Source organism: Staphylococcus sp. HMSC34C02, from assembly GCF_001838705.1.
Lineage (GTDB): Bacteria > Bacillota > Bacilli > Staphylococcales > Staphylococcaceae > Staphylococcus > Staphylococcus borealis.
Genome location: NZ_KV838555.1, coordinates 1 through 23,032 on the forward strand (window position 1 = coordinate 1; position 23,032 = coordinate 23,032).

General features: G+C 34.2%; 20 protein-coding genes, 3 pseudogenes and 1 riboswitch. Of the genes and pseudogenes, 14 read left to right on the forward strand and 9 right to left on the reverse strand.

Going from position 1 to position 23,032, the window contains the following annotated elements:
* Positions 1–298: 298 nt before the first annotated feature.
* From HMPREF3239_RS00805 to HMPREF3239_RS00815, 3 genes and pseudogenes are all read right to left on the reverse strand, one after another.
* A pseudogene (locus HMPREF3239_RS00805) lies at positions 299–802 on the reverse strand (DNA-binding protein); the annotation flags it as partial.
* A gap of 118 nt (positions 803–920) precedes the next feature.
* A complete protein-coding gene (locus HMPREF3239_RS00810; RefSeq protein ID WP_053030259.1) occupies positions 921–1,589 on the reverse strand; it encodes a hypothetical protein in 669 nt (222 codons plus the stop codon).
* Positions 1,590–1,737: 148 nt separating this feature from the next.
* Positions 1,738–2,145, reverse strand: a complete 408-nt coding sequence (locus HMPREF3239_RS00815; RefSeq protein ID WP_053030258.1) for a general stress protein — start codon at positions 2,143–2,145, stop codon at positions 1,738–1,740.
* A gap of 217 nt (positions 2,146–2,362) precedes the next feature.
* A riboswitch (purine riboswitch) is annotated at positions 2,363–2,465 on the forward strand.
* Positions 2,466–2,723: 258 nt separating this feature from the next.
* Between HMPREF3239_RS00815 and xpt the strand changes: the two genes are divergently transcribed.
* The 4 genes from xpt to guaA all read left to right on the forward strand — a co-directional run bounded on the left by xpt (position 2,724) and on the right by guaA (position 7,790).
* The gene (gene xpt, locus HMPREF3239_RS00820) at positions 2,724–3,305 is read left to right on the forward strand and encodes a xanthine phosphoribosyltransferase (protein ID WP_053030257.1); all 582 of its coding nucleotides are present in this window, start codon (positions 2,724–2,726) and stop codon (positions 3,303–3,305) included.
* Positions 3,302–4,570, forward strand: a complete 1,269-nt coding sequence (pbuX, locus tag HMPREF3239_RS00825) for a xanthine permease PbuX (protein WP_053030256.1) — start codon at positions 3,302–3,304, stop codon at positions 4,568–4,570. Before xpt ends, pbuX begins: the two co-directional genes overlap by 4 nt.
* A gap of 39 nt (positions 4,571–4,609) precedes the next feature.
* Positions 4,610–6,076, forward strand: a complete 1,467-nt coding sequence (gene guaB / locus HMPREF3239_RS00830; RefSeq protein WP_053030255.1) for an IMP dehydrogenase — start codon at positions 4,610–4,612, stop codon at positions 6,074–6,076.
* Between the two features lie 172 nt (positions 6,077–6,248).
* A complete protein-coding gene (guaA, locus tag HMPREF3239_RS00835) occupies positions 6,249–7,790 on the forward strand; it encodes a glutamine-hydrolyzing GMP synthase (protein ID WP_053030254.1) in 1,542 nt (513 codons plus the stop codon).
* 109 nt (positions 7,791–7,899) lie between these two features.
* On the opposite strand, the gene HMPREF3239_RS00840 is transcribed toward guaA, so the two are convergent.
* The 4 genes and pseudogenes from HMPREF3239_RS00840 to HMPREF3239_RS00855 form a co-directional block, all read right to left on the reverse strand.
* Positions 7,900–8,592: an NYN domain-containing protein gene (locus HMPREF3239_RS00840; protein WP_176747935.1), complete on the reverse strand. Its 693-nt coding sequence runs from the start codon at positions 8,590–8,592 to the stop codon at positions 7,900–7,902.
* A 142-nt stretch (positions 8,593–8,734) separates the two neighbouring features.
* A pseudogene (locus HMPREF3239_RS12400) lies at positions 8,735–9,775 on the reverse strand (tyrosine-type recombinase/integrase); the annotation flags it as partial.
* A 57-nt stretch (positions 9,776–9,832) separates the two neighbouring features.
* The gene (locus tag HMPREF3239_RS00850) at positions 9,833–10,465 is read right to left on the reverse strand and encodes a hypothetical protein (protein WP_070854377.1); all 633 of its coding nucleotides are present in this window, start codon (positions 10,463–10,465) and stop codon (positions 9,833–9,835) included.
* A gap of 176 nt (positions 10,466–10,641) precedes the next feature.
* Positions 10,642–11,109 carry a hypothetical protein gene (locus HMPREF3239_RS00855; RefSeq protein ID WP_231119762.1) on the reverse strand — a complete coding sequence of 156 codons (468 nt, stop codon included), beginning with the start codon at positions 11,107–11,109 and terminating at the stop codon, positions 10,642–10,644.
* 1,304 nt (positions 11,110–12,413) lie between these two features.
* Here HMPREF3239_RS00855 and HMPREF3239_RS11935 point away from each other — a divergent pair.
* Together HMPREF3239_RS11935 and HMPREF3239_RS00865 are read left to right on the forward strand one after the other, a co-directional pair.
* Positions 12,414–12,735 (forward strand): annotated as a pseudogene (locus tag HMPREF3239_RS11935) (terminase small subunit); the annotation flags it as partial.
* 15 nt (positions 12,736–12,750) lie between these two features.
* Positions 12,751–13,182, forward strand: a complete 432-nt coding sequence (locus tag HMPREF3239_RS00865) for a GNAT family N-acetyltransferase (protein WP_070854379.1) — start codon at positions 12,751–12,753, stop codon at positions 13,180–13,182.
* A gap of 6 nt (positions 13,183–13,188) precedes the next feature.
* Here HMPREF3239_RS00865 and HMPREF3239_RS00870 read toward each other — a convergent pair whose 3' ends face one another.
* On the reverse strand, positions 13,189–13,617 hold the full coding sequence (locus tag HMPREF3239_RS00870; protein WP_070854381.1) for a GNAT family N-acetyltransferase: 429 nt from the start codon (positions 13,615–13,617) through the stop codon (positions 13,189–13,191).
* A gap of 517 nt (positions 13,618–14,134) precedes the next feature.
* Positions 14,135–14,197, reverse strand: a complete 63-nt coding sequence (locus tag HMPREF3239_RS12755; RefSeq protein WP_089046351.1) for an alpha family phenol-soluble modulin — start codon at positions 14,195–14,197, stop codon at positions 14,135–14,137.
* 518 nt (positions 14,198–14,715) lie between these two features.
* On the opposite strand from HMPREF3239_RS12755, the gene HMPREF3239_RS00875 reads away from it, so the two are divergent.
* From HMPREF3239_RS00875 to HMPREF3239_RS00910, 8 genes are all read left to right on the forward strand, one after another.
* Positions 14,716–16,215 carry an NADH dehydrogenase subunit 5 gene (locus HMPREF3239_RS00875; RefSeq protein WP_070854382.1) on the forward strand — a complete coding sequence of 500 codons (1,500 nt, stop codon included), beginning with the start codon at positions 14,716–14,718 and terminating at the stop codon, positions 16,213–16,215.
* Between the two features lie 15 nt (positions 16,216–16,230).
* Positions 16,231–18,801, forward strand: a complete 2,571-nt coding sequence (locus HMPREF3239_RS00880) for a DUF2309 domain-containing protein (protein WP_070854384.1) — start codon at positions 16,231–16,233, stop codon at positions 18,799–18,801.
* Positions 18,802–18,870: 69 nt separating this feature from the next.
* Complete coding sequence (locus HMPREF3239_RS00885; RefSeq protein WP_011276808.1) at positions 18,871–19,233, forward strand: Na-translocating system protein MpsC family protein; 363 nt, start codon at positions 18,871–18,873, stop codon at positions 19,231–19,233.
* Between the two features lie 201 nt (positions 19,234–19,434).
* Positions 19,435–20,127, forward strand: coding sequence for a GNAT family N-acetyltransferase (locus HMPREF3239_RS00890; protein ID WP_070854386.1), 693 nt, complete (start codon positions 19,435–19,437; stop codon positions 20,125–20,127).
* 63 nt (positions 20,128–20,190) lie between these two features.
* Complete coding sequence (locus tag HMPREF3239_RS00895) at positions 20,191–20,877, forward strand: phosphatase PAP2 family protein (protein WP_070854417.1); 687 nt, start codon at positions 20,191–20,193, stop codon at positions 20,875–20,877.
* Between the two features lie 32 nt (positions 20,878–20,909).
* The gene (locus HMPREF3239_RS00900) at positions 20,910–21,767 is read left to right on the forward strand and encodes a patatin-like phospholipase family protein (protein ID WP_070854388.1); all 858 of its coding nucleotides are present in this window, start codon (positions 20,910–20,912) and stop codon (positions 21,765–21,767) included.
* A 67-nt stretch (positions 21,768–21,834) separates the two neighbouring features.
* Positions 21,835–22,566 (forward strand): alpha/beta hydrolase, encoded by a 732-nt coding sequence (locus HMPREF3239_RS00905; protein ID WP_053030243.1) that lies wholly within the window; start codon positions 21,835–21,837, stop codon positions 22,564–22,566.
* A 14-nt stretch (positions 22,567–22,580) separates the two neighbouring features.
* Complete coding sequence (locus tag HMPREF3239_RS00910; protein ID WP_053030242.1) at positions 22,581–22,829, forward strand: hypothetical protein; 249 nt, start codon at positions 22,581–22,583, stop codon at positions 22,827–22,829.
* Positions 22,830–23,032: the final 203 nt, after the last annotated feature.

Consider the following 23,032-nt stretch of genomic DNA (forward strand, 5'->3'; position numbering starts at 1 on the left):
TTTGGACTCATCAGTCCGATTTGACGTAGAGCCTATAAAAAAGGGTGAGGCAGTGGATTCAAAATGAATGCTGTCTCACCCTTATATTAATTGTATTGTGACAAATTGATAGTGTCACAACTGTTCGCTTTATTTGAAAGATTTATAAGTTAAATAATCGTGCAAAGAAACCTTTCTTTTCATCGTTAGGTCTGCCAAGAGGAGATGACTGAGATTGTGTCGTAATATCCTCTTTTAATGTATCGATAGATTGTTGATTTTTATCATTAATTTCTTTAACTAAATCATTTTTAGTGTATTCAGATTGCTCTTTTTGAGCCGTTTGAATGGCTTCTTGAGCATTTTGAATAGCTAATAATGATTGATTATTAACATCTAATTTTTCAGTGATTTGATTTTGAAGTTCTTTTAATTCTGTTTGTTGTTGATGCACTTGACTGATCATTTGACCAAGCATTTGACGTTCTTCACGCATTTTTTGAATTTCTGTACGTAATTCTTCTACTAATTGCGTAGCGCTTTGATCCGCAGGTAATTGTTCATTGTCTTCTTTAACAATGACTTGTAAAAAGTCTTTTTCCTTTTCAAGCTCTTCAAAAGCTAAATCATAACTATTTGTTTGTTTTACTTTTTCAGCGATATCTTGGAAAAGTTCAATATCTTCTTCTTTAAAATCAGTAGCTTCACGGCCACGATATTCAGTCTTACTAAGTTGATAGCCACGTTCTTCTAAATGTTGGACTATTTTACGGACTTGTTTTTCACTTAGTTCGACACGCTGAGCGAATTCTTTGGTTAACATAGCTGAAAGTCCTTTCGTTCATTGATTTATGTACACTGACGTTTGTCTTCTGTCAGTGAAACGTCAGTCTAACCTCGACTATTAGTTTAACCCTTTATATCGCTCATTTCAAGTGTTCCTAGTGTGGTAGGCGTAAATTCATTTTTACTAATAAAGGATAGATAATATCGCGTGAAATACCATTAGCAAATACATATTTTAAAATATAATTTGATTTCACACTTGCTGGGTATATATCTTTAGTTAATTCTATATTTGATTTAATGAATAGATCTACTTTAAAAGGCGATTCAATTTTAGAATAATTTGGATGTATATAATCAATTTCACTTTGTCTTTCAAAGCCATTAGATAGCAATAATTGCTGGCGTTGAGTGACTGCTTGTTGATTAATGTCTTGTAATGAGTGGTCTGTTTTAGGGACTTCAACCATTACAAAATTAATATCACGAGCGTGCACCTTATTAGAAAGTAGGTTTAATTGATGCTCAATTTCTTGTAGTGTGCTAACGAGGACATCTTCATAATCTGAAGTGTTATTCGCAATTAAGTGTATTAAAAAGGCTGAATTTGTTGTTGCTTCATAATGTGCCGTCGCTAAACTAATGATTTCATCATCTCGTATGCCCACGAGAAAAGTATAATCATTTTCTGTTTTATTATTTTTTAAGGATCGCTCAATAATATAGCTATCTTCATAAAAATTTACATCTAGTTGTTGATTATAAAAAGCGATTGCTTTGTCATAATATGCATCTTTAATTGATTGAATCACGTGAAATTTCATAATCTCACCCCCACGAATATTTGTTTAAGTATAGCATATTTAGATAATAAGACGTCATTAATAAAACGTTATGAGACGAAAAAAGGCCGTAAGATAAACGCACTACTATAGCGCATCTTACGGCTTCAGAGTTTAAATCCAATCGTGATTATGATTTTGGACCTTTAGATTCATTCGCATAATGTGTGATATCAATTTCTTCGTAAGCTGAGTTATTTTGCTCAACTTCGTCATGTGAAGATTTATCTTTGTTAGCAACTACTAAAAATTTGCCGTCTAAGATTTCTTTTTTGTATTTTTCTTTTTGATCCTCAGATAAATCATAACGAGCTAAAACAGCTTCTTCACCGTCTTCGCCAGTTAATAATTTAGACATGCGATCACTAAATGAACCACTTGTGGCAATTAAAGTCACTTGAGAATCATGTAAATCATCTAAGTGTAATTTACTTTTACTTACAACGACTAATTCATTTTCTGAATATCCTTCAGCTTTTTTCTTTTGTACAACGTTATAAATCTCATCTTGTTTATCTAATACGGTAAAATCTGCCATATTAATCGCCCTCCATCTTTTCGTCCTACTTTTAATAAAAATATACCCTTAAGAATAGTTATAAAACGCAACTATAGTTATTATATAATTAATTAAGAAGTGTTTACAAATAGTGTTGAGCAATATTTAGTTAAACGCTTACACGACAAAATATTATTGTGAAAGGGCTTATAACCATTTCTATGATATTGAAAATCAAGCAAAAGTTTGCTATTATCGTAAAATAATTTATATCACTCATATAATCTAAAGAATATGGCTTTAGAAGTTTCTACCATGTTGCCACAAACGACATGACTATGGGTTCAGAATCAATACATAAAATGGACGATGTTTATTTAAATGACTATCTAGAAATACTGTATAAGGTTGTTTCACTTTGGAGGTTGTATATTCATTCACTTCATCCTATGAGATCAAACAAATTTAAAATTATAAAGTGTTTAAAGAAGAATACATTTAAATTTACGACTTCTTGAAATCTTAAAATGATATGTATTGCCTGTTCGCTCATGGATCCTGAAACTTTCTCGTGAAGTTTGAGGCTTTTTTTGTATACAAATTTAGGAGGTTTTGACGTGGAATCGCTTAGACAGAAAGTCAAAGAAGATGGCGTAGTAATTGATGAAAAAATATTAAAAGTTGATGGTTTTTTAAATCATCAAATCGATGCAAAACTAATGCATGAAGTAGGCAAAACATTTTATGAGCAATTTAAAGATAAAGGTGTCACTAAGATTTTAACAATCGAGGCATCAGGCATTGCTCCAGCTATTATGGCGGCATTACATTTTGATGTCCCATGCTTATTCGCTAAAAAAGCGAAACCAAGTACGTTGAAAGATGGTTTTTATAGTACGGATATCCATTCCTTTACAAAAAACAAAACAAGTACAGTGATTGTCTCAGAAGAATTTCTAGATGAGAATGATACAGTTTTAATCATTGATGATTTCTTAGCAAATGGCGATGCATCACTAGGATTATATGATATTGCACAACAAGCTAAAGCTAAAACAGTTGGTATTGGCATTGTTGTTGAGAAAAGTTTCCAAGATGGCAGACAAAGATTAGAAGAGGCAGGTTTAAATGTGTCTTCATTATGTAAAGTAGCCTCGTTACAAGGCAACCAAGTGACTTTACTAGGTGAAAATGAATGAAGACGTTCATTTTAAGTTTACAACACTTATTAGCAATGTACGCCGGTGCAATCTTAGTACCAATCATCGTTGGTACGAGTTTAAAGTTTACACCAGAACAAATTGCGTATTTAGTCACAGTGGATGTTTTCATGTGTGGTGTGGCAACATTTTTACAAGCTAACAAAGTAACAGGTACAGGCTTACCCATTGTACTAGGATGTACGTTTACTGCAGTTGCACCTATGATTTTAATCGGTCAAACGAAGGGTCTGGATGTGCTATATGGTTCATTATTTATATCAGGTATTTTAGTTGTCATTATTGCACCATTCTTCTCTTACTTAGTTAAGTTCTTTCCACCTGTTGTAACAGGAAGCGTGGTTACAATCATTGGTATCAATTTAATGCCAGTTGCAATGAACTATTTAGCTGGTGGAGAAGGCGCTAAAGACTATGGAAATCCTAAAAATTTAATTTTAGGTGGCGTTACACTTATCATTATTCTTATCTTGCAAAGATTTACAAAAGGGTTCTTAAAATCCATTGCGATTTTAATCGGACTGGTTGCAGGAACAATATTGGCCAATCTGCTTGGTTTAGTAGATATTAAGCAAGTGGGAGAAGCCCATTGGTTAGGCATTCCTCAACCATTTCGTTTTTCTGGTTTCGGTTTTGATTTAGGTGCAATACTGGTATTTACGATTGTAGCAATCGTAAGTTTAATAGAATCGACTGGTGTATATCATGCGCTAAGTGAAATTACTGGCAAAAAATTAGAAAGGAAAGATTTTCGTAAGGGTTACACTGCGGAAGGTCTTGCTATTGTATTAGGATCAATCTTTAATTCATTTCCTTACACGGCATATTCACAAAATGTTGGGTTAGTATCTTTATCAGGTGCGAAGAAGAATAAAGTGATTTACGGTATGGTAGTTTTACTACTCATTTGTGGTTGTATTCCTAAATTAGGTGCTTTAGCTAATATCATTCCATTACCTGTATTAGGCGGTGCAATGATTGCGATGTTTGGTATGGTGATGGCTTACGGTGTTAGTATTTTAGGTCATATTGATTTTAAGAATCAAAATAATTTATTAATCATTGCTGTATCTGTAGGATTGGGTACAGGTATTAGTGCAGTACCACAAGCGTTTAAAGCTTTAGGTGAGCAATTTGCATGGCTAACTCAAAACGGTATTGTATTAGGCGCGATTTCCGCAATTATTCTTAATTTCTTTTTTAATGGTATAAAGTATAAACAAAGCGAAGAAAATGTGAAATAATAGAAGTAACTATATATAAAAATGGAGGCTGTATTATCAATGTGGGAAAATAAGTTTGCTAAAGAATCTTTGACGTTTGACGATGTTTTATTAATTCCAGCAGCATCAGATGTGTTACCTAGTGATGCGGATCTTAGTGTTGAATTATCAGAACGAATTAAATTAAATATTCCAGTTATATCAGCTGGTATGGATACAGTAACCGAGTCTAAAATGGCAATTGCAATGGCACGTCAAGGTGGTCTAGGTGTCATTCATAAAAATATGGGCATCGAAGAACAAGCTGAAGAAGTTCAAAAAGTTAAACGTTCAGAAAACGGTGTTATCACAAATCCATTCTATCTAACACCTGATGAAAGTGTATATGAAGCAGAGGCGTTGATGGGTAAATACCGTATTTCAGGTGTACCAATTGTGAGTGATAAAGAATCAAGAGCATTAGTAGGTATTTTAACGAATCGTGATTTACGTTTTATAGAAGATTTTTCAATCAAGATTTCTGATGTGATGACTAAAGAAAACTTAATTACAGCTCCTGTAGGCACAACATTGGATGAAGCCGAAACAATTCTACAAGAACATAAAATTGAAAAATTACCTTTAGTGGAAAATGGCCGTTTAGAAGGTTTAATTACAATTAAAGATATTGAAAAAGTCCTTGAATTCCCTCATGCAGCTAAAGATGCGCATGGTCGTTTGCTCGCTGCAGCAGCTATTGGGACATCTAAAGATACAGAAATTCGCGCTCAAAAATTAGTCGAAGCTGGGGTAGATGCATTAATTATCGATACAGCACACGGTCATTCTAGTGGCGTGATTCAAGAAGTTAAGAAAATGAAAGAAACATATCCTGAAGTTACTATCATCGCTGGTAATGTAGCGACTGCTGAGGCAACACGTGCATTATTCGAAGCTGGTGCTGACGTAGTTAAAGTTGGTATTGGACCAGGCTCAATTTGTACAACACGTGTCGTAGCAGGTGTAGGTGTACCTCAAATTACAGCGATTTATGATTGTGCAACGGAAGCACGTAAATTTGGAAAAGCAATCATAGCAGATGGCGGTATTAAATTCTCTGGTGATATTATTAAAGCGTTAGCAGCTGGTGGACATGCAGTAATGCTAGGAAGCTTATTAGCTGGTACTGAAGAAAGCCCAGGTGCCACTGAAGTATTCCAAGGTAGACAGTATAAAGTGTACCGAGGCATGGGTTCTTTAGGCGCAATGGAAAAAGGATCAAATGACCGTTACTTCCAAGAAGACAAATCTCCTAGAAAATTTGTCCCTGAAGGTATTGAAGGTCGTACAGCTTACAAAGGTCCATTACAAGATACAATTTACCAACTTATGGGTGGCGTAAGAGCTGGTATGGGTTATACAGGTTCACCTGACTTGAAAACATTACGTGACGAAGCACAATTCACACGTATGGGTCCTGCTGGTTTAGCAGAAAGTCATCCACATAATGTACAAATTACTAAAGAATCACCTAACTACTCATTTTAAAATGAACGTAGTGTGATGATGGCAGTTTGTTAGAAAGAATGGGGAGCACTTTTCAATTCAAATATGTTTGTCTCAGAGTTTGTTCACTTTAAAACATAATCTTGGAGCAATACATGTGGAAAGTGTCTCTCTATTATTTACATAAAATTCAATTTAAAGGAGATCCACAATTATGGAAATGGCTCAAGAGCAAGAGTTGATTCTTGTCTTAGACTTTGGTAGTCAATATAACCAATTGATTACACGTCGTATTCGTGAAATGGGCGTCTACAGTGAATTACACGATCATGAAATTTCAATTGAAGAAATCAAACGTATGAATCCGAAAGGTATCATCCTTTCAGGTGGTCCAAACTCAGTTTATGAGGAAGGTTCATTTACAATTGACCCTGACATTTATAATTTAGGTATTCCTGTACTTGGTATTTGTTATGGTATGCAGTTGACGACGAAACTTTTAGGCGGAAAAGTTGAACGCGCTAACGAACGTGAGTATGGAAAAGCAATAATTAATGCGAAATCAGATGATTTATTCTTCGGTTTACCATCTGAACAAACAGTATGGATGAGTCATTCTGATAAAGTGATTGAAATTCCAGAAGGATTTGAAGTTATCGCGGATAGTCCAAGTACAAGTTATGCAGCAATTGAAGACAAAGAACGCCGAATTTACGGTGTTCAATTCCACCCTGAAGTACGTCATACAGAATACGGTAATGATTTATTAAGAAACTTTGTGCGTCGTGTATGTGAATGTACGGGCGAATGGACAATGGAAAACTTTATTGAAATTGAAATTGAAAAAATTCGTAACCGTGTTGGCAATCGTAAAGTCTTATGTGCGATGAGTGGTGGTGTAGATTCATCAGTTGTAGCAGTCTTATTACATAAAGCGATTGGCGATCAATTAACATGTATCTTTGTTGACCATGGATTACTTCGTAAAGGCGAAGGGGACATGGTTATGGAACAATTTGGTGAAGGTTTCGACATGAATATTATTCGTGTGAATGCACAAGAGCGTTTCATGGATAAATTAAAAGGTGTATCTGATCCAGAACAAAAGCGTAAGATTATTGGTAATGAATTTGTATACGTGTTTGATGATGAAGCGGCTAAATTAACAGATGTTGATTTCTTAGCACAAGGTACACTTTATACTGATGTCATTGAATCAGGCACTAAAACAGCGCAAACAATTAAATCGCACCATAACGTAGGTGGATTACCAGAAGATATGGAATTTGAACTTATTGAGCCTATCAATACATTATTCAAAGACGAAGTACGCGCTTTAGGTATTGAATTAGGTATTCCTGAACATTTAGTTTGGAGACAGCCATTCCCAGGTCCAGGTTTAGGTATCCGTGTGTTAGGTGAAATTACAGAAGATAAATTAGAAATTGTACGTGAATCAGATGCGATTTTACGTGAGGTTGTACGTGAAGAAGGTCTTGAAAGAGACATTTGGCAATACTTCACAGTTCTTCCTGGCATTCAATCTGTAGGTGTAATGGGAGATTATCGTACGTATGACCATACTGTAGGTATCCGTGCAGTAACATCTATCGACGGTATGACAAGTGACTTCGCCCGCATTGATTGGGAAGTCTTACAAAAAATCTCAAGCCGTATTGTAAATGAAGTAGATCACGTCAACCGCGTAGTCTATGACATTACGTCTAAGCCACCAAGCACTATTGAGTGGGAATAGAATATATGAATGATAAAACCCTTTAACCACAATGGTTAGAGGGTTGTTTTTATGCTTTGAATTTAGAAAAAAGGGCAGAAAAAGGGCAAAGTGTGAGGAAAAGTAGTTATTATGTATCTTTTTTTGATTGTCTATTTCTATTTATGTATTTTTCGTCACATGTCCTACGCCCATCAATATGTAACGAAAGACTATCTCTTATGTCTGCACCTAGCGAATCGAGTACGAAGTCGATTCCTTCGGTTCTCGCTAACTTTGCAGCAGGTACAAAGTCACTATCTCCTGCAATTAAAACGATTTTATCTACTAGCTTTTTATAAGATAAGGTGGCAATATCTAACCCGATTTTCATGTCTACACCTTTTTGAACTAATGATAATGCAAAGTCCTTCTCGTCTAATTCATTTATTTCTTTACTGCCTTTCATTAATTTTTTAGTGCTAGTATGTTTGAGATTATAATGCACAGTAGCCTCGTTTAACTCTCCTAATCTCAATGCTACTTTACGTTTTTTTGATATCTCTTTAAAAAAATCTTCGGTCGATTGCTTGGTTTCGCTTTTAGTAAAGTCGATATTCGTTTGTGTTAATGGGTGGAACACTTGTTTATCAATAGGCGGACAATCATAATAAAAAATTCTATATAAGTCTGCATATTTTTCTATTCCAAAATGTGTTTCTTTTAAATGTCGATTACAGTATTTATATAACTCATCTGCTCTTTCTTTTGCTGTAACTTTTCCAAATACATTTTGACTTCTTTTTCGATAGTATCCTCCATCGACTAGTACGGCTATTTTCATCAATAATTTCCCCTTATAATAAAAAATCATACAAAAACCCATGATTTCGCTCATCCCCTTATGGTGGGGTGTCTACTCTCATGGGTTGAGTTAACTTATTTGTAGATAAATATTAGCACCTTTAATGATAAGAGTCAACAATTTATCTCCCAACCATTTCTAATTTATTCATTATGTCTTTATCCATCTGTTCGGTAACATGGCTGTATATCTGTAATGTAGTTTTGGGGTCTGTATGACCTACACGATCCATTATTGCACGCAGTGACACGCCTAATTGAGATAATAATGATATATGGCTATGACGCATGGTGTGGCTTGTCACGTGCTTTTCTATCCCTATATTTTGTGTAGCGGTTTGTATGTTTCTATTAATTGATGTAAGAGGGAGAGGGGTGCTCTATGACTTGTGAAAATAAAGCCCCTATCCACATACATGTTTTCCCATTGAACTGCTTCCTTATTTTCTAACATAACCTTACGTAAAATATCACAACTTCTAGTAGTTAAAGATGTAGTACGATAAGATGACGCAGTTTTTGAGATATCTTTGAAACCCATTTTGTTACCATCTTTGCGCCAGTGTATAGTGCCATCAATGACAAGTTTCTTATTTTAAAAATCAATATTATCGGGTTGAAATGCTAAGAGTTCGCCAATACGCATGCCATTTAATGCTTGAAATTCAACTATGTAAGCAGTAAATAAGTATGATCTTTTTATACAACTAGCATGCTTTTTATTTGCTATACGCTTTAATTCTTCAACAATAGTTAGAACTTCAGCCATTTCTAAATAATTCTCACGTTTACCTTTAACTTCTTTGCTTGTAGGCGCTTTTTTAGGCATTACAACATCATCTATGTATGATATATCAGTGATGTTATATTTCTTTTAATGTGAGCCACTTTATAAATTTTAGTAGTAATAGTTGACTGTTTAGATCCAGATATTAACTTAACCACTCATCACATGCAGCATGAAAAGTTAACGTTTTAAGGTTAGTAGATGTCTTGTCATTTAACTTTGCTATTATACGCTCATTTAAGCGTTTTTGAGCCTCTTTTTGTGACTGTTTACCAAGCACTACGCTAGTATGTCGCCATTTATTTGTGAGTGGATCTTTATACTTTTCATAATAGCGATATTGTACTTCGCCATGCTTATTAGTAAATTTTTCATGTCACATGTGAGTATATCTCCTAGAATAGAAAGGGTAGACGTGCTACCCTAAATTTAATTATTTCGAATATTTTTGTTCATAATAATTTATAGCATCGAGTTTTTGTTGTGCATCATCACCTTCATATGTACCATTTAATATTTCATTTCTTGTTTGAATTTCACCTGAAGATAAACCACCAGTATTATTACGCCATTCTTGGTTTGGTAAATTCATATACGGGTTATTTGGATCATAATTTGAATTTGATGATTGTTGGCTATTATTAGGAACTGTTACATCATCTGCCATACCAGGACGGCCAGATTTTTTAGTTTCATATTCTGCATGTGCTTGTTGTTCCTCAGTCCAATCACTGTTGTAGTTAGCATTTGGATCATTTCTTAATTCATTTGCATGATTTATTTCCCAATTTGAACGTTGCGTATCAGATTGTTGTGTTTGCTCTTGAGATTGAGCTTCTTCACTTGAGTTGTTGTTTTTATTTTCTTGTGTGTCAGTATCTGGTTTTGAAGTTTTCTTTTCTTCTTTAGTCTTATTATCCTCTTTAGATTTGTTTTCTTTTTTATCATTAGTTTTCTTTTCAGTAGTACTTTCCGACTTTTTATTTTCATCTTCTTTAGTATCGTCTTGACTACAAGCACTTAAAACAAGTGTAGCTGCAAATAAAGTTCCTAGTAATTTTTTCATATATATTCTCCTAAAATTTATTGTCCTTTATATTCATTTTTCTATGGTGTAATAAATATTGTTCGATAGAACTACCACCTTAATTATTAGATGAAAATTTGTTGAATATCTAATACTACATGTGAGTGAGCTTCCTAAAATAAATAGGGTAGATAAACTACTCTGAAATTATTAAGTTATTTCAAACCTTCTTGTTCTAGTTCGTTAGCATGTCGTTCCATAGCAGCTTGTTCTTCTTCAGGAGTAAATTCTTCTACATCTTCATTATTGATGTTTTTATCTTCTTCATAGCGTTGTTTTGCATAGGCTTCCATTTCATCGGCAGCCCCAATATCACCATTAGGAATACCAGTATAACCATTCTCTTTCGCTACTCTAGCATTAGCTTCCATTTGCTCTTGATTTAAAAGGCCGCTGCTTTGTTGGTTATTATTTGCTTGTTGTTCTTGAGTTTGCTGAGATTGTGGATCTTGATTAGTCTGAGTTTGTTGAGTAGGTTGTTCATTGCTAGATGATTTATCTTGGGGATTTTCTTTCTCATTTGCATTCTTATCGTCTTTTTTAGACTTGTTCTCAGATTTCTTTTTATCGTTATCTTTTTTATTATCTTTACTTTTATCCTTATTAGGATCATTTGACTTCATACCAGATTTGGTATCTTCATCTTTCTTAGAAGCGTCATTATGAGTGCTGCATGCTCCTAAAATTAATGTGCTTGTTAGTAATACGCCGAATAGTTTTTTTATATGTATAACTCCTTTTCTATTTATAAAATATTTAATTATCCTTGTTTTTTGCATCAATAACTTGACTTAAAATATCTAAGTCATCTATTAAACCATTCTCAATATACTTTTTTAAATTAGAATTTTCTAAAACAGTGTTCTTTAACATGTTACTTTCCTTATTGACATATAGACATGTAATCAAAAAATTAATTATATTTATTTCTATAGTTTTATCTATCTCATCATTTTTATTCAATTTTGATAATTGTATACCGTATTTGATTAAATCATTTATTACATCTGCAATAAAATAATTCTTAGATTGGTATCTATATAATTTGTTTTGTAAATCTATATAGTTAGCTGAAAAAAATTGTTAAGTTTATCAACAGAAGTTATTTTCTCGTTATACGCATATTTTTTGTAGATTAAATTTGTGTCACTCACTTTTTTTATATCTTCTTTATTAGGCAGTTGTTTCCCATTTTCCCAATTAGAAACTACACCAGACTTTACAGGGTTTTCGTTATCTATTTTTTCTCCAAAAAGCTTCCATAGTTAAACCTAAACTATTACGTATATTTTTAATTCTATTGCTAATTTCGATTTTATCCAACGCATCACCTCAATTTTAATTATATAACAAATTGTTATGTTTTAAATTGGCTAAATAGAAATACTATGTTTTACGGTGTTTATCGTAGGTAATGAAGATGAATAAAATAGTTGGTTATCGAAATATGTTAGGTATGACGCAAGAAAAAAATGGCAAAACAATTTGATATTTCAGTTCAAGCGTAACAAATGAAAGAGAAACAGAAATAAATTTTAATAAAGAAGAGATGATTGTCTTTAGAAATTTATTAAGAAAAGATTTGATTCCTAATATAACTATTGATGAAATAATTTTAAATGCTTACTATGTTCTGCTATGAATAAGGAAGAAGGGATACAAAATGTCACATACTAAATTATAGGATCTACCAAAAATGAAGATGTTGAAAGTATGAATATTGTAGATGTAGGACAGCAGGCGTTTTTTAATGAGTTAGATCAATATATATACGCCACATGCATCAGTAGGGAACATCTGTTATTTATTATGTTATGTGAAGGACAATCACTAAAACGAATAGCAGATATATTAATGATTACGAAAAGCAGAGTGTATCAACTATACTCAGATTTATTAGACAAATTAGAAAATAAGGAGGGATAATATGAGTGAATTAAGCGCTAGACAAGAAAAGTTTGCACTTGAATACCTTAATTAAACGTCATTCAAAGCGCAATAAAGGCTAGATATAGCCCACATACAGCACATGTACAGGGTAGTAGATTGCTAAGAAATGAGAAAGTCGCTAGATTTATCAATGAACAACGTAAAAAATGGTAGATGAGAGCGTGCTAACCGCTAATGAATTACTTCATATACTTACTAATGTAGCAATCGGTGATGAAACTGAAATACGTGAGGTCGTTGTGAAACGTGGTGAGTTTCAACGCAACCCTGATACTGACAGAATCAATTTAGTTTATGATTAAGAGGTTATATAAATGAAATTAAATAAAATGAAGCTTCAAGAAGAAAATTATTCTAAGGCATTAGCCATTTGGGAGCGTTCAGTTGTCGCGACACACCACTTTTTAAAAGAGAAGGATAGAATCGCACTTAAAAAGGAAATACCAACCTATTTTCCATATGTTGAAGCATATTTATGGTTCGACGGGAACGACATCATTGGCTTTTCCGGGACTCATGATTCAAATTTAGAAATGTTATTTTTAGATCCTAAGTATTTTAAACAGGGGTATGGCACGGCAATACTTCAAAGTTTAATTCGAGACCATAATGTTAGGTATGTGGATGTAAACAAAGATAACCCCGGTGCCTTGGCATTTTATCGCAAGAATGGATTCATAAAATATGATGAATCTGCAAAGGATGGACAAGGTAGGGAATATCCAATCGTGTATCTTAAATTGTAAATGGTTTTACTTCTTCCATGCCATCAATAATTCAGTATGGTTTGTTTTATCAATATTGGCGTCGATTTTTATGAAACCTAAATCCGTATAAAAATGAACGGCGCGATGGTTTTCTTCAAATACTTTTAAAGATAAATAATCATATTCAGATTGTAAATGCTTAATGAGTGCATGCCCAATCCCTTGGTCTCGAAATTCTTCTTTTACAAACAAGCCGGCCATGTAAGTGTCATTAAGCCCGCAAAATGCGACAATGTCCTTACCATTTTTATAAACGTAAACCTCAGCATCCTTAAGAGCATCAAGTACAGTAGTATAGTTGTCTATCCAATAAAAACTATCAATAAAGGTATGTGTATCTAAATTTGCATTAAGCCAAATATTGCCTAATACTTTTATTGTTTTGCGATTTTTCTTTTTTAAATGTTCAATCATAGTAGACACCAACTTTAAATGTTTAATAGGTTATATCAAAGTGATAAAGGTATTAATACTATAGTCTGGGACGACGAATTCAAAAGAATTCTGCCCCACTCCCCCTTGTCTAAAGATACGAATTCGAATCGTTAGTCAATGAAGATAATCCGATTAGGTATTAATCAAAAAATATCTGATGATGTACATCTCTAGTATTTGATTCACTATTACCCTAAATTTACGTGTATTGTTCTAAAATGAACATATTCATAAGAAAAATTCACTAAATATTAATTAAATCGATAATTATAAGAGGTTTTTTAAAATATTTTTAAGCGGTTTCACAAAATTGTTACATGCATGACCGTTAAAATATGTTACTTTATACTTAAACAAAATAAATTCATTTTATCCACTGACGTTCAATCTTTATCCATATAGAGATTGAACGTTTTGTTTATTAACGCAAAAAAAGAGTGAAATCATTCGATTTCACTCTTTTTTATATGGAATGTTTATGTGCGTTATGCGAGACTTATTTTTTAGTTAAGTCGATGATGAATTTAACAAGTTCAATAATACCAGAAATGATTCCCATTTTGAGTACCTCCTTATTAAATGTTAAATAAAGTATAACGTGACTTTGAATATCTGTGGGCGATAGTTCCTAACTCAATGAAAGCGTTTCGTATTCGTTAGATTTCAGACAATTAGTAACGATAAATCATGCCTATCTGAATGATTAAAGGTCGATAATAATATTGGATAAACGAAATACCCTTCGAATACGTTAATAGATTGACTTTTTAGCAATAATTTTTTATATTGTATGTATTGTGCTGAATTTTTACATAGGTCTTTATCAAGCAGTTGTGCAAGGATACGCAGTATTCATTGTTCAATTGAAGGATGAGACATATGGTTGATGATACATATAAGGTAGCTTGAAAGAGCATTTATACATATTAAGTAAATGAGTTCTCATAGAAACCTACAATAGTTAGTAAATATCTGATATCTAAGGATAAAACTAGACTATTGTAGGTTTTTTCTTATATTGTTAATAGTATAAGGGAACTTTTTAATGAAATAGATTGAAGACATGGAGGAGCAGCAATGTTAAGTTCAGGTTTTTTACTAACATTATTTTTCGTAACGCTTGTCATTGCAGTGTTAAGTGGCTTGATTTTTTTAGTGCCATCGGTTCCTGTAAAATACATACGTTTACATTTAACTTTACTTCTATTACCTGTCATTGTAGGAGTAATTGGCTTAATCACTATTAATGGCAGAGATATCGTAGGCATCTTTGCGCTAGACAAATTAGCTTGGTTAGTAGGTGCCTTTGTACTCGCTTTAGGGTTTATAATTCAAAAATTCTCTACACGTTACTTATTAGGTGATCGTAATTATCGTAAATACTTTCCGTTATACACATTTACAACGGTATTTGCGTCTGTAGGTTGGCTAAGTAATGATTTACGTTTAATGGTTATTTGTTGGGGATTGACATTATTTTGTTTAACGCAACTGATTCGACTCAATCGTTCATGGAAAGTACCAGCTGAAGCAGCAAAGGTTTCTGCACGATCATTTATCATTGGTTGGATAGCATTACTTTTAGCTGTCGTTGTATTTTATATTGGTACAGGCGATTGGGTTATCGACCCATCACAAGATTATGATGTTGCAATGAGTTATGGACTGAAATTAATTGTAGATTTATTACTCGTTATTGCAGTTATTATTCCAGCAGCACAGTATCCATTCCAAAGCTGGTTAATTGAATCTGTTGTAGCACCCACACCTGTTTCTGCAATTATGCATGCTGGTATTGTAAATGCAGGTGGCATCATTTTAACGCGTTTTTCACCTGTGTTTGATAATAGTATTGCCTTAACGTTATTACTTGTTATTTCAAGTATTTCTGTACTTATCGGTTCAGGAATTAGCTTGGTGCATGTTGATTATAAAAGACAGCTTGTAGGTTCAACAATGAGCCAAATGGGCTTTATGCTTGTACAATGTGCGTTAGGTGTTTATTCTGCTGCGATTATTCACTTGATTTTACATGGTGTCTTCAAAGCAACGCTATTCTTACAATCAGGATCAATTGTTAAACGTTTTAATATTCCAACACCACCTAATGTTAAACGTTCTTATGCTTGGACAGTGTTAGGGAGAACATTAGCAATTGTTATTGCAGTTATTTTCTTTTTAACAAGTTCGCATACACCTTATACATTAATTAGTGCATTTATTTTAGCATGGTCGTTATCTGTATCGTGGAATCAAATGGTTGCGCTAAATAGAGGAATGATGGGTAGGATGATTGGCATCGCAATGCTCATCATTGTAGCGCTTGTTTATGTTGTGACGCATGACGTATTTGTCAATATTTTAAGTAGTGTATATATGGTTGCGCCACACCCACCATTCATTAGCGTGATCATTTGTATTGCCATTCTAGTATTAGGTAGTATCTTTAGCATTTGGGTAGCACGTCGTCGTTCGTCAACAGCTTTTGCTAAAGTATATTTATGGCTTGTGAAAATTGGGGAAGCAAAATTTAAATCGGTTGAAAGTCATCCGAACTATTTAAAAAAATATTTATAAGAGGTGGAATCAAACATGACTATAACTAAATTTAACATAGAGGACACAGTCAAAGCGGCACGTCGTGTGATTACACCACTATCTCCGATCTCTATCTTTGCTGCACGTAATCCATGGGAGGAAATGGAACATGAAACGTTTGATCAAGTTGCTCAATGGTTTAAACATGTTCGCGATATAGATTTGTACCCAAGTCATGCATCGGTGATGACTGCTTTGGAAAATGGCGAGATAGATCAAACACTCGTAGAAGCAGACGTTCAACAAGCTATTAAAGCTTACGATACATCAGTGCCAAAATCACATATTGATACTTATTGTAAGAACGCAATGCGCATTAAGGATGTGCCTACAAACCTAATTACTAAAGAAGCCTACTTAAAGATTGAAGTATCTAAGCTTAAACGTGTATTTGAAGATGAACCTTTTAAATACGCACGTTCAAAAAGTGCGAATGCGTTTAATGCTAAAGGTGAATCTTTAATGGATGAACTGAATACACATATTATTAAGTGGTCTAAATTATATTTGGATAACTTCCAATCAAGTTGGACAATGCCGAAAAGAGAAGAAGGATTTTATATCTCTTGGTTGCATCTCGCACAGCATGATCCCATGTTGAGTAAGACGCAACGTAAAATGGTTAAAACATTACCTCAAGATTATAGAGAAGCTTTAATTATGGCATTGAACCACTTAGATATAGCGGAAGATGAACGAGAGTCCTATCTAACAGGACATTTCTTATCATTACCAGGTTGGGCTGGAATGATGTATTATCGTGCCGAACAACATGAGCATGAAGCGGACTTATTAACACAGTATCTTGCTATACGATTAACGATGGAATGTATTTTATTAGATACTGAAAAAATGAGTCGCCCGGCAGTCTTAAATGTGGAAAGACGAATTAAAGAATTGGTAAGTAAATGGTTATATTATGGAGAAATGTCTATTGATGATTGGGCATCGATGTCCATTGAAGATCAGTTAGAACATTTAAGATTTGCACATGATTTTAACCCGCTTTATTTCAAAAAATTATGGCTTGAAGCATGGGAAGAAACGCATGAACGTGAGTTAGTGGAAGCGATATATGATAAATCTGTTAAACCAGTTAAACAAGAAACACAAGTTCAATTAGCCTTTTGTATTGATGTGCGTTCTGAACCATTCCGTCGTCATTTAGAAAGTGAAGGACCATTTGAAACAATCGGCATTGCAGGTTTCTTTGGACTTCCAATTAGAAAAGAAGTGCTAGATGAACAATTTACACATAATTCATTGCCTGTTATGGTACCGCCGGCTTATGCCATTAAAGAGTACGCGGATCGTCATGCTCTAAATACGTATAATCAACAGCAACATTCGGTTACATCTATGTTCTATACATTTAAATTGATGAAACATAATGTTTTACCAAGTTTACTATTACCAGAATTAAGTGGACCATTTTTAAGTTTGAATACGATTGCGAGTACATTGATGCCGAAGAAGACAGGGCATTTTGTTCGTAATTTTACCAAGAATTGGTTGAAGAAACCCGAAGCTAAACTAACAATAGACCGTGAACATGAAGTTTATAGTGATTTACCAATCGGTTTCACAGAAGAAGAACAAGTTGCTTTTACAAGACAAGCATTAGAATTGATGGATTTAACGACGAACTTTGCCCCTTTAATTGTATTAGGGGGTCATGGAAGTGTGTCTAATAATAATCCGTACCATGCCTCGCTAGAATGTGGTGCTTGTGGCGGTGCATCAAGTGGCTTTAATGCTAAATTATTAGCAATGATGTGCAACTTGCCTCACGTTCGTAAAGCTTTAAAAAGTGAAGGTATAGTGATTCCAGATTCAACAGTCTTTGTGGCTGCAGAGCACAAGACGTCTATCGATGACTTAGAATATATTTATATGCCTGAATTAACGACAGAAGCACAACATGCATTGGATATGTTAAATGAAGCTATGCCGCGTGTAAGTTATAAGGCAAATTCTGAACGTCTAGCTAACCTTCCTGGCTTAGATCAAGAACATTTAAAAGACCCAGTGGCAGAAGCACATCGCTTTGCGAATGACTGGAGTGAGATTCGTCCAGAATGGGGCTTAGCACGTAATGCGGAATTTATTATTGGACAACGTAGTATTACTGCTGGTACTGATTTAGAAGGGCGTGCTTTCTTACATAATTATGATTGGAAGAAAGATGCTGATGGACAATTATTAAACACAATTATTTCAGGACCAGCGCTAGTAGCCCAATGGATTAATTTACAATATTACGCATCGACGGTTGCGCCGCATTTTTACGGAAGCGGAAATAAAACGACGCAATCTGTTACGTCTGGTGTCGGTGTCATGCAAGGGAATTCAAGTGATTTACTTGCCGGGTTACCTTGGCAATCAGTTATGGCAGCGGATAACAAGATTTATCATTCTCCAATTCGATTATTGGTCGTTATTCAAGCGCCAGATCAATATATTAAAGACTTACTTGAGAATAATGTTAAGTTCAAGCAGAAAGTGGATAATCACTGGGTACGTTTGGCTAGTATTGATGAGAACGATAGCTGGAAAGACTGGTAGGGAGTTCGGTTTTTCCGAAAAAAATGATAAAATAAGGTTAATCAATCAATAGGAGATAAAAGATTAATCATGGCTAAATCTAAAGGTGCTTATGAGGCAGAAATTAGTAAAGCAATTACGCAATGGGAAAAGGACTTTCTCGGACGTGGCTCACTCTCAGTAAAAACGGATATATTACGCGATATGATTATCGTCAATTTGCAAGGCGTATTAACACCAGCCGAGTATAGAGTATGTAAAACGCAAGAAGGTTTACTTAACATTAAACGTACGCGTTCAGAACTTGTGGAATCCGGTCAAGACGATTTGATGCAATTAATCTTAGATATTACTGGGGTTAGTGTAAGTAGTTTCCATAGTGATTTAAGTACGATTACAGGTGAACGTGTGATTGTATTTAAACTAGATACTAATTTGGAAAAGCAACTTTAATATTCAACAACAAGCATTGTAATATAAATTTAGAAAAGTACCCTATCTAGTCAGCAATAGAAACTGACCTTCAGGGTACTTTTCATTTATATGAAGGTTAATGGATGCATGATTCATTTATATTTTATAATTTCTAATTAAGAGATTATTTTAGTGGTTTAGTGTACAATTTACACAAAGGTAATCTAGGAGTTGAAAGTGATGCGCGTAAATGAATTTAAGCAACCAATTGGAGAAGCATTAGATGATTTTGTGATACCGCCTTTTCCTAATAAACAATTATTAGAAGGGCATTATGGTAGTTTAGCAAAGTTAAATAGTCATCACACAGATGATTTGTATGACGTGCTATGTGATGTTGAATCAAGACACATTTGGACGTACCTTTATGAAGGCCCTTTTGATTCTAAAACGGAATTTGAACAATACATTAATCAACTGATTGATAGTGAAGATAAATATTTCTTTACGATTATAGATAAGGTGCAGTACAAACCTCTAGGTATTGTGGCATTAATGCGCATAAACCCAGAACAAGGATCGATAGAAGTGGGCAATATCATTTATTCTAATCAATTACAGCAAACACGTGTAGCTACAGAAGTTCAATATTTGTTAGCAAAATATGTATTTGAACAACTAGGTTACAGACGATATGAATGGAAATGTGATAATTTAAATGCGCCTTCTAAGCATGCTGCACAACGATTTGGCTTTACATACGAGGGATTATTTAGACATTCTAATATTTGTAAAGGTCGTAATCGTGATACGGCTTGGTTCTCAATGTTAGATAGCGAGTGGCCAGATGTGAAATTAAGATTCGAACATTGGCTTGCACCGTCTAATTTCAATAAGGATGGACAACAAATTAAACATTTAAATGACTTTTAATGAAGTGAATTAAATTGCTGTGAATTACAGAAAACAATGAAATTAGGGACTGATGAACGTATGATGAAACAAAAAAGAGAAATATCACCTATGACGACGGTACCTATGTTCATGATTGGATTAATTATTTTTATTATTGTAGCAATAAATGTCAGTCGTGATACATTAATGGTTCAATATATCGATAAAGGATCATTACATTGGCTAACCGATTATTTTGGTGAACCAGAACGCAGATTTGGTGACGGCCTTTGGCATAATTTTATGACGTTTTGTGCTGAAATAGGAGAAGTAAAATCTGTTATCTATATCACGTTATTTTTAGCTATCATTTTATTATTTAAACATTTTAAACTAGCTATTTGGATGCTTTTAACGGTATCCAGTGGTACGTTATTAAATTATTTGATTAAACAGCTAATTGAAAGACCACGTCCATATAATCATTTGATGCGAGATCATGGTTATTCATTTCCAAGTGGCCATTCTAATGCGAGTACGCTACTTGCGTTAATGTTACTCATTATCTTAATTCCACTAATCAAGTTTAAAGCTATCAAGATCATAATCAGTATTATAACCATTATCGTATGGATAGGTGTATTGTGTTGCCGACTATATTTTCATGCGCATTATATAACGGATGTAGTTGGAGGTGTGACATTAGCTGTGGTGTGGATAGCATTGTTTTTAATGATATTACCACTGTTTAACCTTAATCTTCGTCATAAATCTAATAATAATGAATAGGACAACATCTTTTTAACAAAGGGGAGATGGCAATGCCAAAAGATAAAGCATGTACTTTAGTTCTTGGTGGAGGCGGTATTACAGGGATTGCATGGGAATCAGGCGTCTTAGCTGGAATGATTGAAAGTGGTGTGAGTTTAGATTTAGCAGATAGAATCATTGGCACATCAGCAGGATCATTTGTAGGGGCAGTACTGGCGAATGGTGATGATATGCGCACATATTACTATGAATTAAATGAGCGCAGAGATGATAGTGATCGGGCGACGGTTTCTTCAGATATTTATCGTTTATGGCAGAATGCCTTTATTGTAGGTCGTGATGATGCTGTAAAAGTAGGGCAAATGATGGGAGACATTATATATACGAGACCCTCTCGTGTCGATTTATCTAAACGTAAACAAGCCATGCGACAGCGTTTAGGAGATGTAGAGTGGCACGATAATTTAGAGATTACCGCTATGAATGCTAAAACAGGTGAAGTTACTACATTTCATTCACATAGCGATGTGACACTTGAAGAAGCTGTGACAGCAAGTGGCGCAGTACCGGGTATTTGGCCGCATATACGTTTGAACCATCGTGACTGGATTGATGGGGGCATGGTTTCTCCTACGAACGCAATGTTAGCAGAAGGTGCTGATAGTATCATTATATTGGCACCATTAGCGGATGGCTTAGGTATGATACCGGGGGCATTTGATGATGCTAAACGATTGCGTGAACATAGCCATGTTCTAGTGATAAGTCCAGATAGTAAGAGTAGAGCAGAAATTGGAGATAACATTTATAATCCTAATAACATCTTAAAAATAGGAAATGCGGGTTATGAGCAAGGCAAATCCCTCGCACAACGCGTTCATATGGAATTTAGCGAGTGGGTTGAATGATTTTTCACATTTAAGACTACGCGCAATGTCATTATGTGTTTATTTTTAAAATAAGGAGAGATTAAGAATGAAAGTAAAATCACCACGTCCTATTCATTTGCAAGGGACACGCGAAGAAGCAGTATTATTGCTGCATTCATTTACTGGTACAATTCGTGATATTAAACCATTAGCACAGACACTTAATAATGAAGGTTACACATGTTACGCACCTAATTATAAAGGGCACGGGTTACCACTCGACCAGTTTACACAATATACTGTTCATGATTGGTGGAATGATGTCCTTGATGGTTATCAATTCCTAAGAGATGCAGGATATGACACAATTTATGCAACTGGCGTATCTTTAGGCGGTCTATTCACTTTAAAATTAGCTGAAACGGTAGATGTTGCCAAAATTGCAGTCATGTCCGCACCAAGTGAAAAGGAAGAAGCAGGTATTGTATGGCGTATGGAACGTTACGGACAACGCATGAATGAGTTGATGAATGTAGATGGTGATGCCGCACAGGCGCAGCTAAATTATATAGAAGACTATCGCCCTAGCGTTCGTGTATTTAAAGATTTTATTTCAAATATTACTGCTCATTTAGGCGATATTACAACACCGGCAAGCATTCTTTATGGAGAAAAGGATGAACAATCTTATCAAGATAGCGCACATTATATTTATGAACATATTAATAGTGCAGATAAAGATTTAACACCTCACCCTTTATGTAAACATCTTATGACACATGGTGAGGGTAGTGATAAAGTAGAATCACAAATTGCAGAATTTTTTATGACTAACTAAATGGAGTGTAAAGAATGAAACGTACATTTTTATTAACATACATAACGACGTCTGGTAAAAATTATACTGAATTTAAAACATTTCAAAATGGCCCTGATCATGATACATGCGTACAACGTCTTATTGATGAATTTGATGAACTGGCTTATTTATTTTTAAAAACGGGCCAACAATCGCATTATATTAACATTGATCATATTGAAAGTTTAAGCATTCAAGAAGTCGTGGACGGACAAGAAGTGATGTACGATTTTGAAGATTAATCTATTCATTAACCGCATAATATAAGTAGTATATATTTTGAAATACTGGATAATCATTGTCTGGATACAAACTATTTTATTGATGAAGAAAATAAGAAATAAATTCATTGCCGGTCCCCAGCATGCTTATTTTGTAGCGAATTTTTGATGAAGTTCTATTTGTTGGGGGCCCGACCCCAACTTGCTTAGCTTGTAAAATCACT

Bases quoted from the DNA above. Each gene is read 5' to 3' on its own strand.
- HMPREF3239_RS00840 (WP_176747935.1), bottom strand. From the start codon at position 8,592: ATGAAAATAGCCGTACTAGTCGATGGAGGATACTATCGAAAAAGAAGT.
- HMPREF3239_RS00895 (WP_070854417.1), top strand. From the start codon at position 20,191: ATGAAACAAAAAAGAGAAATATCACCTATGACGACGGTACCTATGTTC.
- HMPREF3239_RS00870 (WP_070854381.1), bottom strand. From the start codon at position 13,617: ATGATTGAACATTTAAAAAAGAAAAATCGCAAAACAATAAAAGTATTA.
- guaB (WP_053030255.1), top strand. From the start codon at position 4,610: ATGTGGGAAAATAAGTTTGCTAAAGAATCTTTGACGTTTGACGATGTT.
- HMPREF3239_RS00855 (WP_231119762.1), bottom strand. From the start codon at position 11,109: ATGAAGTCAAATGATCCTAATAAGGATAAAAGTAAAGATAATAAAAAA.
- HMPREF3239_RS00880 (WP_070854384.1), top strand. From the start codon at position 16,231: ATGACTATAACTAAATTTAACATAGAGGACACAGTCAAAGCGGCACGT.
- HMPREF3239_RS00875 (WP_070854382.1), top strand. From the start codon at position 14,716: ATGTTAAGTTCAGGTTTTTTACTAACATTATTTTTCGTAACGCTTGTC.
- HMPREF3239_RS00910 (WP_053030242.1), top strand. From the start codon at position 22,581: ATGAAACGTACATTTTTATTAACATACATAACGACGTCTGGTAAAAAT.
- HMPREF3239_RS00890 (WP_070854386.1), top strand. From the start codon at position 19,435: ATGCGCGTAAATGAATTTAAGCAACCAATTGGAGAAGCATTAGATGAT.
- HMPREF3239_RS00905 (WP_053030243.1), top strand. From the start codon at position 21,835: ATGAAAGTAAAATCACCACGTCCTATTCATTTGCAAGGGACACGCGAA.
- guaA (WP_053030254.1), top strand. From the start codon at position 6,249: ATGGAAATGGCTCAAGAGCAAGAGTTGATTCTTGTCTTAGACTTTGGT.
- HMPREF3239_RS00900 (WP_070854388.1), top strand. From the start codon at position 20,910: ATGCCAAAAGATAAAGCATGTACTTTAGTTCTTGGTGGAGGCGGTATT.
- pbuX (WP_053030256.1), top strand. From the start codon at position 3,302: ATGAAGACGTTCATTTTAAGTTTACAACACTTATTAGCAATGTACGCC.
- HMPREF3239_RS00815 (WP_053030258.1), bottom strand. From the start codon at position 2,145: ATGGCAGATTTTACCGTATTAGATAAACAAGATGAGATTTATAACGTT.
- HMPREF3239_RS00885 (WP_011276808.1), top strand. From the start codon at position 18,871: ATGGCTAAATCTAAAGGTGCTTATGAGGCAGAAATTAGTAAAGCAATT.
- HMPREF3239_RS00850 (WP_070854377.1), bottom strand. From the start codon at position 10,465: ATGAAAAAATTACTAGGAACTTTATTTGCAGCTACACTTGTTTTAAGT.
- HMPREF3239_RS00810 (WP_053030259.1), bottom strand. From the start codon at position 1,589: ATGAAATTTCACGTGATTCAATCAATTAAAGATGCATATTATGACAAA.
- HMPREF3239_RS00865 (WP_070854379.1), top strand. From the start codon at position 12,751: ATGAAATTAAATAAAATGAAGCTTCAAGAAGAAAATTATTCTAAGGCA.